The organism is Acidaminococcus sp., from assembly GCF_057597765.1.
In genome coordinates this window covers 23,920-37,804 of the sequence record NZ_DBMBXK010000016.1, presented here as the reverse complement: position 1 = coordinate 37,804, position 13,885 = coordinate 23,920, and the positions used below count along the sequence as shown (strand labels likewise).

The 13,885-nt window shown below is 52.9% G+C and carries 12 protein-coding genes; all 12 read left to right on the top strand.

The genetic code is table 11. The annotated features are described in order from the left end of the window. Positions 1 to 114 precede the first annotated feature (114 nt). The 12 genes from ACZOF8_RS09610 to clpX all read left to right on the top strand — a co-directional run bounded on the left by ACZOF8_RS09610 (position 115) and on the right by clpX (position 13,833). Positions 115 to 432: a hypothetical protein gene (locus tag ACZOF8_RS09610; RefSeq protein WP_487426845.1), complete on the top strand. Its 318-nt coding sequence runs from the start codon at positions 115 to 117 to the stop codon at positions 430 to 432. A 45-nt stretch (positions 433 to 477) separates the two neighbouring features. Continuing rightward, positions 478 to 1,443, top strand: coding sequence for a glycosyltransferase family 8 protein (locus tag ACZOF8_RS09605; RefSeq protein WP_154487761.1), 966 nt, complete (start codon positions 478 to 480; stop codon positions 1,441 to 1,443). Between the two features lie 205 nt (positions 1,444 to 1,648). Continuing rightward, on the top strand, positions 1,649 to 1,876 hold the full coding sequence (locus ACZOF8_RS09600; RefSeq protein ID WP_374047542.1) for a nucleotidyltransferase substrate binding protein: 228 nt from the start codon (positions 1,649 to 1,651) through the stop codon (positions 1,874 to 1,876). A gap of 222 nt (positions 1,877 to 2,098) precedes the next feature. Beyond that, on the top strand, positions 2,099 to 3,355 hold the full coding sequence (locus ACZOF8_RS09595) for an ATP-binding protein (protein ID WP_487426844.1): 1,257 nt from the start codon (positions 2,099 to 2,101) through the stop codon (positions 3,353 to 3,355). 18 nt (positions 3,356 to 3,373) lie between these two features. Continuing rightward, complete coding sequence (locus ACZOF8_RS09590) at positions 3,374 to 5,401, top strand: LTA synthase family protein (RefSeq protein ID WP_308664371.1); 2,028 nt, start codon at positions 3,374 to 3,376, stop codon at positions 5,399 to 5,401. A 319-nt stretch (positions 5,402 to 5,720) separates the two neighbouring features. Continuing rightward, positions 5,721 to 6,887, top strand: a complete 1,167-nt coding sequence (locus ACZOF8_RS09585) for a nucleotide sugar dehydrogenase (protein ID WP_308664370.1) — start codon at positions 5,721 to 5,723, stop codon at positions 6,885 to 6,887. 9 nt (positions 6,888 to 6,896) lie between these two features. Beyond that, positions 6,897 to 7,895: an NAD-dependent epimerase gene (locus ACZOF8_RS09580; RefSeq protein WP_288311645.1), complete on the top strand. Its 999-nt coding sequence runs from the start codon at positions 6,897 to 6,899 to the stop codon at positions 7,893 to 7,895. A gap of 100 nt (positions 7,896 to 7,995) precedes the next feature. Further along, the gene (locus ACZOF8_RS09575; protein WP_022488136.1) at positions 7,996 to 8,823 is read left to right on the top strand and encodes a carbon-nitrogen hydrolase family protein; all 828 of its coding nucleotides are present in this window, start codon (positions 7,996 to 7,998) and stop codon (positions 8,821 to 8,823) included. Between the two features lie 154 nt (positions 8,824 to 8,977). Beyond that, positions 8,978 to 10,384 carry an alanine/glycine:cation symporter family protein gene (locus ACZOF8_RS09570; RefSeq protein ID WP_022488135.1) on the top strand — a complete coding sequence of 469 codons (1,407 nt, stop codon included), beginning with the start codon at positions 8,978 to 8,980 and terminating at the stop codon, positions 10,382 to 10,384. Positions 10,385 to 10,581: 197 nt separating this feature from the next. Continuing rightward, positions 10,582 to 11,901, top strand: coding sequence for a trigger factor (gene tig, locus ACZOF8_RS09565; protein WP_154487764.1), 1,320 nt, complete (start codon positions 10,582 to 10,584; stop codon positions 11,899 to 11,901). Positions 11,902 to 11,921: 20 nt separating this feature from the next. After that, on the top strand, positions 11,922 to 12,515 hold the full coding sequence (gene clpP / locus ACZOF8_RS09560; RefSeq protein WP_022488133.1) for an ATP-dependent Clp endopeptidase proteolytic subunit ClpP: 594 nt from the start codon (positions 11,922 to 11,924) through the stop codon (positions 12,513 to 12,515). Between the two features lie 43 nt (positions 12,516 to 12,558). Continuing rightward, complete coding sequence (gene clpX / locus ACZOF8_RS09555) at positions 12,559 to 13,833, top strand: ATP-dependent Clp protease ATP-binding subunit ClpX (protein WP_487426843.1); 1,275 nt, start codon at positions 12,559 to 12,561, stop codon at positions 13,831 to 13,833. Positions 13,834 to 13,885 lie beyond the last annotated feature (52 nt).

The window sequence follows — 13,885 nt, the reverse complement described above, 5'->3', positions numbered from 1 at the left end:
CCGTCTGAACTGAGAAGAGCCGCTATCCGGCAGCAAAATATGGCGGCAGCATAGTGTTTTGAATACCTAAAGGAAATTTACACACAAATATGGACTTGACTTCATGGAGAAGATATGCAGCACAGCCATGAAGTGACAAAATTCACTTGGTCTATGGCACGGATTCCTTTTGTCGTTTTTCTGTCCCAGAACTATTGCCAAAGGAATCCTGCAACATTCCAGAATCTGGTAAAGCATAAAGAGGATTATTGGACCAATGATTTACTGTATGATGTACTGATCGACTTGATGGGAATTCAGAATCTGCATGGAAGAGAGGAAACAAAAGACATTGCTTCAGATCAGTATTTTCTTCCATTGGAGCAAGGAAAAACCTGCCATGGGACAAAGTCCCTGGCTGATGATCCTGGCGTAGGTTCCGACAATCAATAAAAAATGAAATAAGAAGGAGAAGCAGTTTAGTACTGCGGGAGAAATATGGAAATTACGGCAACAATAGAAACCCAAAAAATTGAATTTGGCAGTCCGGATGTACTGGCAGGAAAAGAATCAGTGCATATTGGGTACGGAACAGATGAGAATTTTGTGATGCCTATGGGCGTTTCCATGATTTCTGTTTTGGAAAACAATAAGGAACTGCCGATTGTTTTTCATATCCTGACGGAAAATATCAGCGAGAAGAGTATTAACCAACTGAAAACCATAGCATCTAGATATCCAAATTGTGGAGTACAAGTTCATTTTACAGATTTGAGCATTATTGATGGTCTGCCTATGTTTGCCCTTGGCAAAGCAACCTATATCCGGGTGTTTTTGGGGCAGATTTTGGATCCTGCAGTGGAGAAAATTCTCTATTTGGATGGAGATATCGTTTGCCTTCAGTCAATTCAGAATCTGATTCATAGAGATTTTTCTGGGAAAACGGTAATGGTGGTAGAAGATGTACCAGCAACAGCCAGAAAGCAGGAAAAAAAGTTTCAGCTGCAGCAGTATTTTAATGCTGGAATGATTTTTATGAACATGGTTCAATGGCGGCAGGAAAAAATCTCCGAGAAATTTCTTGATGTATGTTTTGAGTATAAAGAGAGATTGAATTATTTAGATCAGGATGCATTGAATATAGTGTTGGAAAAGAAGAAACTGATGGTAGGAAGGGAATATAATTTTATTCCACTTTCTGCCGAGGAAACTGAAGTCCCAGATAACGCGGTATTTCTTCATTATGCAGGGACGAAGCCGTGGTATTGCTGGTTGGATTTTCCCCTGAAAAGATATTTTATAAAATATTATAAGATGTCTCCCTGGAAAGATGAATCGCTGCAGCAACCCCGAAATTACCGGGAAATGCATTATATGTCCCGTGCCCGATGGAGACAGGGAAAATATTTTGATAGTGTGTACTGGTTTATCCAATATATTTCTACTAAAATCAAGAAAAAATAATTTGTTGAATGTTGGTAAAAGGGGAGTAGAAGATGGCATCTAAAAATCTCTTACAGATACGGATGGAGACAGCCAAAAAAATCCTCACCAAACTCCACGAACTGGCCGTAAAACCGGATCTGTCCGAGGTGGAACGGGATGCCCTGATCCAGCGGTTCGAATTTTCTTTTGAACTCTTTGGAAATGCGCCAAAGAATACCTTTATGTGGAAGAAGGGATTGATGCGGCGTCTCCTAAAAAGGTCATCCGCTGCTGTCGGGAACTGGGGCTGCTGGATGAGGGGCAGACCCAGGAAGCCCTGCAGATGGCAGATGACCGGAATCTGACCACCCATACCTATGATGAAACTTTTGCCCAAGCGGTGGTGGAACGGATCCGCCAGTATGATCCGCTGCTCCAGTCCTGGCTGGATAAAATAGGCGATGCCAGGTAGAAAAAGAAGCGTATAAATCGGAACCGTAGGGGCGGCAGGCCCGGCCGCCCGCAGATACATCGTTTGTTCATGTGTTCTGCGGGCCGCCGGCTGTACAGTTCCTGCGGTTTTTTTTCGTTGCAAACGCAAATGCAACGCAAAATTTACGTTGCATTTGCGTTGCAACTATTGCTATAATTAATGCAACGCAAATGAAACGAAAAGAAAAGGAGGCGGAATTTTGTGGAACGGGAAAGCAGTACATTGGAATATAAGGAAGATATTACAAACACCTTTTTGAAGACTGTCAGTGCTTTTGCCAATTATCAGGATGGAAAAATCATTTTTGGCGTCCGGGATGATGGTACGGTCAAGGGCATTCCCCAAGCCGTGCAAAAATGTCTGGATATAGAAAATAAAATCAATGACAGTATTTCACCGCAGCCTGATTATACGCTGAAAATCAATGAAGAAAACCAGACTATTATCTTGACGGTGAGAAAAGGAGATAATCCACCATATCTGTACAAAAATAAAGCGTATAGAAGGAGTGATTCCGCTTCTCTTGAAGTGGACCGCCTGGCTTTGAACCGGTTGATCCTGGAAGGGTCCCACCGGTATTTTGAAGATTTGCCGGCGAAGGATTCTTCTTTAACCTTTTCCGTTCTGTCCCGGGAAATGGAAAAACAACTGGGGGTTTCTCAGGTGGATACGGATGTATTGAAAACATTGGGATTTTATACGGCAGGAGGCAAGTTCTCCCATGTGGCGGAACTTTTTTCTGATCAGAATACCTTTCCGGGGGTGGATATGATGGTCTTTGGCCGGTCCATCAACGAAATCCGGGAACGGATCAAAATCCATGGATGTTCCGTATTGTCGCTGTTCCACCAGGCTGTGGAACGGATTGCCCGGGAATACCAGGTGGAGAAAATCGATGGAGTGGAACGGCGGATGGTGGAGAAGATTCCCGGCCAGGCCATCAGAGAAGCCATGGCCAACGCTCTGGTACATCGTACCTGGGATATTCCCACTGCTATACGGGTGGCCATGTATCCGGACAAGGTGGAAATTACCTCGCCGGGAGGACTGCCGGCAGGCATCAGCCAGGAAGAATATCTCCATCATCAGATTTCCATTCTGCGGAATCCCAAACTGGCCAATGTGTTCTATCGGCTGGGGTATATTGAAGCCTTTGGAACGGGCATCCAGCGGATCCTTTATGCCTACCGCCAAAGCCGGGTCAAACCGGATTTTCAGGTAACGGATCATATTATTCAGGTGATCCTGCCTCTGGTGGATGCCATGCCGCCCTTGGACCAGGAGGAGCAAAGAATCTGTGCCGTATTTCCGGAAAATGGCCTGCTGAGCCGGCAGGAAATCGAACAGGCCACCGGTTTTGAAAAGACCAAAGTCATCCGTCTGTTGAACCGGCTGGTGGGGAAAAAGGCCGTGCTGAAAGTGGGCAAAGGCCGGGGTACCCGGTACCAGCGGCAGTAATCCAAAAGGAGGGAAATTTTGTTCAGTCTATTCTACGCATCGCTGCAGCAGGATGGAAAGCTGTTTTTGTTCTTTCCCATTCTGTGTGCTGTTTTTCGTCTGATTTTCATTGCCGTGTACAATCCGTACCGGAGCCTGAAGGGCAAGGGGAAGGTAATCTGGCACTGTTTCCGGTACGGGTTCTGGTGGGGGATGGATTTCAATGCCTACGTGTTCCTGATTCCCCTGGTGGTGCTGTCCATTCCAGGGGCTTTTTTTACCGACTGGTACCGGAAAGGGGACCTGCTGCGGATGGCGGGAGGGCTTACCTACAGCCTGGTGCTGTACCTGGCCTTTGCCGGGAAGATGCTGTTCTACAAGCATTTCCATGATATCTTCAACCAGACCATGAAGCTGGGGGCCAAAGCGGAAAAGCACAACCTGGTGGATATTTTCTTCCATCAGGACCACGGGGTCTGGATCCTCTTGGGCATCCTGCCCTATCTGGGGGTGTGCGGCTTCTGCATCCACAAGCTGCTCCAACTGCCCAGCTTCCAGTATCTGATCTTTTTCAGCCCGGTGCTCCAGTACGCCTACAATACGGTGATCGTCCTGGGGGCTGTGGCGGCTTTTTACTGGTTCCGGTACGGGGGGACTTTCTGGCATGACGACAAGCCGGAATGGGATACCATCCCCAGTGTGGTAAAAAAAGACATTTTCTTTGCCAAGGCCACGGTGGACGACCTGGTGGCCCTGGAACAGGTGATGAAGCACAAACTGAATCCGGCCTATGAGCACACCGATGCCCAGGACCTGAAAGCCATCCAGCCCTTCTTTACGGAAAAGGTCCCGGCGGACAAGCTGCCCAACCCGGCCTATGGGTTCAAAAGGACGGCCAAAGGGGCCCGGATTACCAAACCCACCCATATTTTCCTTTTTGTGGGAGAAACCTATCTCCAGCAGTTCTTTGATCCCCAGTTCGCCTGTCTGAACCTGGTGGAAGGGGGCCGGCAGCTGATGGAGGATCCTCATACGGCGTCCCTGACCAGTGCGCTTTCCGCCGGCATCATCTCCCGGCCTTCCATTGTAAGCCTGATGAGCGGGATATTCGATGCAGGGCTGGAACTGAACGAAAAAGAAAGCTTTTGGCGCAACAACCTGCCCACGGCCCTGCCCCGGCAGCTGAAAAAACTGGGTTACCATTCCACTTACTGGTACGGTGGGAATGTAACCTATGGGAACTTCAACCAGTTTGCTCCCGCCTGCGGCTTCGACCAGGTGATGACCGCCACGGATTTCTGTGGTAAAGACGCTCCCAAGACCTGGGTGGGGGTCTATGACAATGTGTTCCTGGAAAAGGCGGCGGAACTGATCCTCCAGCAGGAAGAGGCCAACGGGCCCTACCAGTTCCATTTCCTGTACACCACCAGCTACCACGGGCCCTTCAAGATTCCCCTGAAGGAGTACGGGTATGACCCGGAAAAGGTGATGCCTGAGGCGCCCCGGGACATCCGGCGGAACAAGGAAATCCAGAAAAACCTGGGGACCTTCTGGTTCTCGGACCAGGCTCTGGGGAAATTCATCCGGACCATGCGGAAAGCCTATCCGGACTGTCTGTTCATCCTTACCGGGGACCATTCCATCGATATGAGCCCGGTGCTGGGGAAAACTTCTCTGATGGGACGGGACTGCAACCTGCGGGAACGGCACAGCCCGGTGCTGCTGGTGAACCACCGGGAGCTGAATCCCCACAGCCTGGCCGGGAATACCATCGGGAGCCACATGAACATTGCCCCCACCATTTTCGAACTGATCGCCCCCAAGGGGTTCACCTATTATTCCCTGTATCCTTCTCTGCTGGAACCCATCGATCATGTGGTATCGCCTTACCACTGGCTGCGGAAAGACGCCTACGGCAGCTACAGCCAGGACTTCTATCAGCCCCTGGGGCCCCAGTATGGTCCCGAAGACCTCCAGGAAGGCCCCAAACCTTACACGGAAGAAAGGGAAGCCTGGATGGACCTCACCGGTTATCTGGTCCGGCATCCGGAGGTGCTGGAAAGATAAAATCTGTCAGCGGTCAACGGCCGGTGGAAGGAACCCACAGCTGTGGGTTCCTTCTGAAGGGAAACGCAGCCCTATGGGCTGCTAACCCACCACCCATGCTGCGCATGGATACCCCCGCCCTTGTAAAGGGCGGATATACGCTCGGGCTAACGCCCATTGCCCCCGTGACACGCAGCCTGAGCTCCAGAGTCACTATCCGTCCCTTTCCAATGGCTGCTGACCGTTGACAGTTGACCGTTGACGGGGTGCCGCACGCAATGTGCGGCACCCCCTTTTTTTTATGGTATAATATTCTTATTGCAGGAAAGGAGCCGTTTTTATGAAAATCGCTATTGCAGGCACCGGCTATGTGGGCCTTTCCAACGGGCTCCTGCTGGCCCAGCACCAGGAAGTGGTGGCGCTGGACATTGTGCCGGAAAAAGTACAGATGCTCAACGAAGGCCGGTCCCCTCTGGTGGATGCGGATATTTCCCGCTTCCTGAAACGGAAGGATATCCGGTTCCGGGCCACCCTGGATCCCCAGGACGCCTTCGAAGGAGCTTCCTATATCATTATCTCCACCCCCACCAACTACGATCCCCAGAAAAACTTCTTCGATACTTCTTCCGTGGAAAAGGTCATTGAAGAAGTGCTGGCCATCAACCCGGAAGCGGTGATGGTGATCAAATCCACGGTGCCGGTGGGCTATACGGAAGAAATCCGGAAACAGTACCATACGGACAACATCATCTTCTCTCCGGAATTCCTCCGGGAAGGGAAGGCCCTGTACGACAATCTCCATCCCTCCCGGATCGTAGTGGGGGAGGGTTCTCCCCGGGGCCGGCAGTTTGCGGCTCTCCTGGCAGAAGGGGCGGAAAAAAAGGACATCCCCCAGCTGTTCACGGGTTCTACGGAAGCGGAAGCCATCAAGCTGTTTGCCAACACATATCTGGCTCTCCGGGTGGCCTACTTCAATGAACTGGATTCCTATGCGGAAATCCGGGGGCTGTCCACGGCCCAGATCATCAAAGGGGTCTGCCTGGATCCCCGGATCGGGGACTTCTACAACAATCCTTCCTTTGGGTACGGGGGCTACTGCCTGCCCAAGGATACCAAACAGCTCCTGGCCAACTACCAGGATGTGCCCCAGAACCTGATTTCCGCCATTGTGGCGGCCAACCGGACCCGGAAGGACCACATTGCTGACGAAATCCTGGCCCGGAATCCCAAAACGGTGGGAATCTACCGGCTGACCATGAAAAGCGCTTCGGACAATTTCCGTTCTTCCGCCATCCAGGGTGTGATGAAACGGATCAAGGCCAAGGGGATCCCGGTGGTGGTCTATGAACCCACCCTGAAAGAAAAGGACTTTTTCCGGTCCCCGGTGTGCCGGGACCTGGACCAGTTCAAAAAGGAATGTGACCTGATCGTGGCCAACCGCTGGTCAGAGGATCTGGCGGATGTGAAAGACAAAGTCTATACCCGGGACCTGTTTGACCGGGACTAAGGAGCAGTTATGGAACCTTTTGACGCCAACAAGAAAATCCTGATCACCGGAGCCGCCGGCTTCATCGGCTATCACCTGGCCAGACGGCTGCTGTCCCTGGGGGCCCGGGTGGCCGGAATGGACAACATGAACGCCTATTACGATGTGCAGCTGAAGAAGGACCGGCTGGCCCGGCTGGAACTGTACCCGGCCTTTTCCTTCACCCAGGGAGACCTGGCGGACAAGGAAACGGTGGACCGGATCTTTGGGGATTTCCGGCCGGACATTGTGGTGAACCTGGCGGCCCAGGCCGGGGTCCGCTACAGCATCGACCATCCCCGGGAATACATCGATTCCAACATTGTGGGGTTCTTCAACATTCTGGAAGCCTGCCGGCATTTCCAGCCGGAACATCTGCTGTTCGCTTCCAGTTCCTCCGTATACGGGAACCAGAAGAAGACCCCCTTTGCCACCACGGATAATGTGGATCATCCCATCAGCCTCTATGCGGCCACCAAGAAATCTGACGAACTGATGGCCTATACCTACTGCCATCTGTACGGGATCCCGGCCACCGGTCTCCGGTTCTTTACGGTGTACGGGCCTTTCGGCCGGCCGGACATGGCGTATTTCAAATTCACCAACAAGATCATGAAGGGGGAACCCATCACCATCTTTAACCAGGGGGACATGTACCGGGACTTCACCTATGTGGACGATATTGTCACCGGCATCCAGAACATGCTGTGCAATCCGCCCAAGGCCAATGAGGAGGGGGACCGGTACAAGATCTACAACATCGGGAACAACCACCCGGAAAAGCTCATGACTTTCATCGAGACCCTGGAAAAGGCCCTGGGAAAAACGGCGGAGAAGGAATACCTGCCCATGCAGCCCGGGGACGTGTACCAGACCTATGCGGACGTAAGCGAACTGGAACGGGACTTCGGATTCCGGCCCAGCACCACCATTGCCGAAGGGCTGGGGAAGTTCGCCCAGTGGTACCGGGAGTATTATCATGTTGAGTGAAGAGGGAAGAACCCACCACCAGCCTTGAGGCTGGTCCCCCGCCAATTTACAGTGATACTGTGGCGGTGCAGGTCTGTTGCCCCGCTGAAAGGAGACTGCTATGACCAAATTCATTGCTGCTGCTGTCCAGATGGACTCCCAGGATGATAAAAATGCCAATCTGGCTGCGGCCGAAGGCTATATCCGGGAGGCGGCCGCCAGGGGAGCCAGTCTGGTGGTGCTGCCGGAATCCATGAACTACATCGGCCGGGATATGGCCGGAGAAGCAGAAACCATCCCTGGAGGTCCCACCTTCCGGAAGATGGCGGAACTGGCCCGGGAACTGGGAATCTGGCTGGAAGCCGGGAGCATTTATGAAAGCAATCCGGAAGACCCGGCCCGTCCCTTCAACACCACCTTCCTGGTGCGCCCGGACGGAACCCTGGCCGCCAAATATGCCAAGCTCCATCCCTTTGACGTGGTGTTGCCCAACGGGGTAACCAGCCGGGAAAGCGACCGGGTGTGCCCGGGGAAGACCCTTGCCCTGGGGGATACGGAATGGGGGAAACTGGGCCTGGCCATCTGCTACGATGTCCGGTTCGGAGAGATGTTCCGGATCATGGCCCTGGAAGGGGCGAAGATTTTCGCTGTCCCTGCCAATTTCACCGTGAACACCGGGAAGGACCACTGGGAAGTGCTGGTCCGGGCCCGGGCCATCGAGAATGAATGTTACGTAATCGCTCCCAACCAGATGGGGAAGAAGCCCCGGTTCACCGCCTACGGGAATTCTCTGATCGTGGATCCCTGGGGCACGGTAATTGCCAGGGCGTCGGACAAGCCGGGGGTCATCACCGCCGAAATCGACCTGGATTACGTGACCAAAGTCCGCCAGAGCACCTTTACCCTGGACAACCGGCGGCCGGATGTGTATGAATTGAAAATGTTGTAAAAATGGGGTGTGAATTCTTTCGCACCCCATTTTCGTACATTATTTTTACGGAAACGTGTCAATTTCTTGTCCATAGTGTATAATGTAAAGTATCATATTACGCTTTTTTCTGCAGAGGAACAGGAAAAAGCCCTGAAAGGGAGGACAAATGTCAATGTCACAAATACTTACCACCATGGACGACGTACTGTATTATCCCATCCTGGTCATCGTGCTGCTGGCAGCCGGCCTGTTCTTTACGGTTCGGACCCGACTGATCCAGTTCCGCTGGTTCCGGGAATGCATCCGAGTGGTCATGCAGAAGCCCAGCAAGGAAGGGTCCGTATCTTCGTTCCAGGCTCTGATGGTTTCCACCGCTTCCCGGGTGGGTACCGGGAACATCATCGGGATCTCCACCGCCCTGTGCCTGGGTGGCTTCGGTTCCGTGTTCTGGATGTGGGCCATTGCCATCATCGGCGGTGCCACGGCCTTCATCGAAAGTACTCTGGCCCAGGTGTACAAACGCCGGGATGCCAACGGGGACAGCTACGGCGGACCGGCCTACTACATTGAAATCGCTCTCCACAACAAACTGCTGGCAGGGGCCTTTGCCTTCTTCCTGATCATCACCTATGCCGGCGGGTTCAATGCCCTGGCTTCCTACAACCTCCAGTCCACCTTCAGCGTGTACGGATTCTATGAAAAAGGGGTCACCTCCTGGGTCATCGGGGCCATCCTGGCTGTGCTGGTGGGCTACTGTCTCATGGGCGGCGGCAAACGGATCATGCGGGTGACGGAAGTGCTGGTGCCCTTTATGGGGGTTCTGTATGTAATCCTGGCCCTGGTGATCATTGTGATGCACATCGGGATGATTCCCTCCGTGCTGTCCGCCGTGTTCGCCGATGCCTTTGACTTCCAGAAGATCCTGGGGGGTATCAGCGGTTCCTGCATGATGTATGGCATCAAACGGGGCCTGTATTCCAACGAAGCCGGTGTAGGGTCCGCCCCCAACGCCGCCGCTGCGGCTGATGTGGCCCATCCGGCCCAGCAGGGTCTGGTGCAGATGCTGTCCGTGTTCATCGATACGGTGCTCTGCACGGCTACCGCCCTCATGTGCATATTCTCCGGGGTGGTACCCACCAAGGCCATGGCCGGGGCTCCCTATGTACAGGCTGCCACCCAGACAGACTTCGGGGCTTTCGGTCCCATTATGATCACCGTGGCCATGGTGCTCTTTGCCTTTACCACCCTGATTGGGAACCTGTTCTATGTGGACAACTGCCTGGCCTACCTGAACGGGAAAAAGACTCCCAGTGCCGGCTTCATGAAGGGCTTCCGGCTGCTGGCGGTGCTGGTGATCTTTGTGGGCGCCGGCATGTCCATGGACAACGCCTGGGCTGTGGCTGATATCTGCATGGCCTTCATGTGCCTGATCAACATCCCTTCCATCCTGGCCCTGAACGGCACGGCCATTGCAGTGATGGACGATTACGGCAAACAGCTGGATGCCGGAGTGGAAAACCCGGTATTCAAGGCATCCAATATCGGTCTGGACGAATCCGAGCTGGATTACTGGAAATAATTCCGGACAACCAAACTCTCCCTGCCTCCTCACAGGGGGAGTTTTTCTTTTGCCTTTTTCCTGTCTGTCTGACTTTTGGTTGCTTATTTCCACCTTTTGTGCTATGCTATATGAGCGGTTTTTTAAGCAATTACGACAGACTGTTAAGCATGAGACAAATAAAAATGGCTGACAGCATGTGAGGAGGATTTTTTTAAATGAGCGTTTCCGTAGAAAGAAAAGGTAATGAAGCAACTCTGAAAGTCACTTTGCCGGTTGAAGACGTAGCCAAGGCTTTTGAAAAAGCAGTTGCCAAGATCAACAAACAGGTAACGATCCCTGGCTTCCGTAAGGGCAAAGCTCCCCGTCGTGTGCTGGAAATGCACGTAGGCAAAGACGCCATCAAAGAAGAAGCTTTCGAAATCGCTGCCAACAGTGAATATAGAGAAACCCTGAAAGAAAACCAGTGGGTTCCCGTTTCCGATCCTGAAATCAAAGATTCCAAGTTCGAAGAAGGTCAGCCCATGGAAATGACCCTGGTGGTCACCCTGCGTCCGGAACCGGAACTGGGCCAGTACAAAGATCTGGACGTAGTGAAGGACGAAAAGGAAATTACCGACGCTGATGTGGACAAGGAAGTGGAAAACCTGCAGAAACGGGCCTCCAAGATGGTGGAAGCTCCGGAAGGCAAGGCTCTGGAAAAAGGTGACCTGGCCATCATCGACTTTGCCGGCACCATTGACGGCGAAGCTTTCGAAGGCGGCGAAGGCAAGGGCTATCCTCTGGAAGTGGGCAGCAACAGCTTCATCCCCGGCTTTGAAGATCAGCTGGTTGGCCTGAAAAAGGGTGAATCCACGGATGTGAACGCAACCTTCCCGGAAGACTACTTCTCCAAGGAACTGGCCGGTAAAAAGGCTGTGTTCAAAGTCACTGTCCAGGATGTGAAAGTGAAGGAAGTTCCCGAAGTCAACGACGAACTGATTGCTGCCAATAGCGACAGCAAGACCGTGGCTGAATTCCGGGAAAAGACCATGGATCGTCTGAAAAAGGCCGAAGCTCAGCGGGCTCAGTCCGACTACGAAGCCAACCTGATCAAAAAGGCTGTAGAAAATGCCAAATTCGAAGTGCCTGATGTGATGGTGACCCAGCGGGCCAACCAGATGATGGACGAACTGGCCATGAACCTGGAAGCTCACAAAATGAGCCTGCCTCTGTACCTGCAGTACCTGGGCAAGGATGTGAAGACCTACCGGGATGAACAGAAACCGGTGGCTCTGGAAAACATCAAGACCGATCTGGTCCTGGATGCCATTGCCCTGAAGGAAGGCATTAAAGTCAGCGAAGACGAAATCCGCAGCGAAATGGAACAGCTGGGTGCCATGCACGGTGCTACCCTGAAACAGGTGGAAAAGATCGTGAAAGAAAACGGTTCCCTGGCTGTGCTGGTGAGCAACATTGCCCGCCGGAAAGCTGCCCGTCTGGTCATTGACAGCGCCAAAAACGCTCCCAAGGCCGCAGAAGCTGCTGAAGAAAAATAAAATCCCAGGAGGTGGACGGCATGAGCTATGTGCCTATTGTGGTAGAACAGACCAGTAAAGGCGAACGGAGCTATGACATCTATTCCCGGCTGCTGAAGGATCGGATCATCTTCGTCACCGGGGAAATCGAAGATCACATGGCCAACCTGATCATTGCCCAACTGCTGTTCCTGGAGTCCGAAGATCCGGACAAAGATGTCCATCTCTACATCAACAGCCCGGGCGGCAGTGTCAGTGCCGGGCTGGCGATCTATGACACCATGCAGTACATCCGTCCGGATGTTTCCACCATCTGTGTGGGAATGGCGGCCTCCATGGCTTCCGTACTGCTGGCAGCCGGCGCCAAAGGAAAACGCTATGCCCTGCCTCATTCCAGAGTGATGATCCATCAGCCTCTGGGAGGGGCCCAGGGACAGGCCACGGACATTGAGATCCATGCCCGTGAAATCCTGCGGATCCGGGAAGAGATGAACCAGATTTTGGCCAGCCACACCGGTCAGACCCCGGAACAGATCCGTCTGGATACGGAACGGGATCATTTCATGACCGCTGAGGAAGCCGCAAAATATGGTCTGATCGACCAGGTGGTCCATCAGATCAAGACCCAGAAATAAGGGGTAAGTGTCCATCTTGCCCTGGCTGTAAGGAGGGTTTCAGATGGGTTACGATGACAAGAACAACGGCCTGGAGGGTCCGGACTATACCTGCTCCTTCTGCGGGAAAAAGCAGAGCCAGGTAAAGAAACTGATCGCCGGCCACAATGTGTTTATCTGTGATGAGTGCATTGCCCTGTGCAATGAGATGCTGGAGAAGGATTTGAAAGCTCCGGCGGAAGAAACCATTACGGATCTGCCCAAGCCCAAGGAAATCAAGGCCATCCTGGACCAGTATGTAATTGGTCAGGAAGAGGCCAAGAAGACCCTGGCTGTGGCGGTATACAACCACTACAAACGGATCAACTATGAACAGGGACACCACCAGGATGTGGAACTTCAGAAGTCCAACATCCTGATGCTGGGGCCTACGGGCAGCGGCAAGACCCTGCTGGCCCAGACCCTGGCCAAAATCCTCAAGGTTCCCTTTGCCATTGCGGATGCCACCAGCCTGACAGAAGCGGGCTATGTGGGGGAAGATGTGGAAAACATCCTGCTCCGGCTGATCCAGAATGCAGACTATGATATTGCCCGGGCTGAACGGGGCATTATCTATATCGACGAAATCGACAAGATTTCCCGGAAGTCCGAGAATCCTTCCATTACCCGGGATGTGTCCGGGGAAGGGGTCCAGCAGGCTCTGCTGAAGATCCTGGAAGGTACGGTGGCCAATGTTCCTCCCCAGGGAGGACGGAAGCATCCTCATCAGGAACTGATCCAGATCGATACCACCAATATCCTCTTTATCTGCGGCGGCGCTTTTGCCGGCCTGGAGAACGTGATCAACGCCCGGACCGGGAAGAAGAGCATGGGCTTCGGGGCGGACATCCCCACCCAGGCGGAAAAGAAGAGCGAAAACCCCTTCCGGCACGTACTGCCGGAGGATTTCGTGAAGTACGGCCTGATCCCCGAATTCGTAGGACGGCTGCCGGTGGTGGTGACCCTGGACAACCTGGACGAACAGGCCCTGATCAAGATCCTGACGGAACCCAAGAATGCCCTGACCAAGCAGTATGAACATCTGCTGGCCATGGACCATGTGGAACTGGATTTCGACGAGGGAGCCCTGAAGGCCATCGCTCACGAAGCTTTGGCCCGGAATGCAGGCGCCCGGGGGCTGCGGGCCATCATCGAAGGCATCATGAAGAACGTGATGTACGAGGTGCCCAGCCGGGACAATGTGGAAAAATGCATCGTGACAGCGGATGTGGTGACCAAGCACAAGGAACCCAAGCTGTTGCTGAAGCAGGAAGATAACGATACAAGAAAGAATGCCTAGAGAAAAGGAAAAGGGGTGCCGGCATCCCTTTTCCCTTTTTCTCTATTCGACA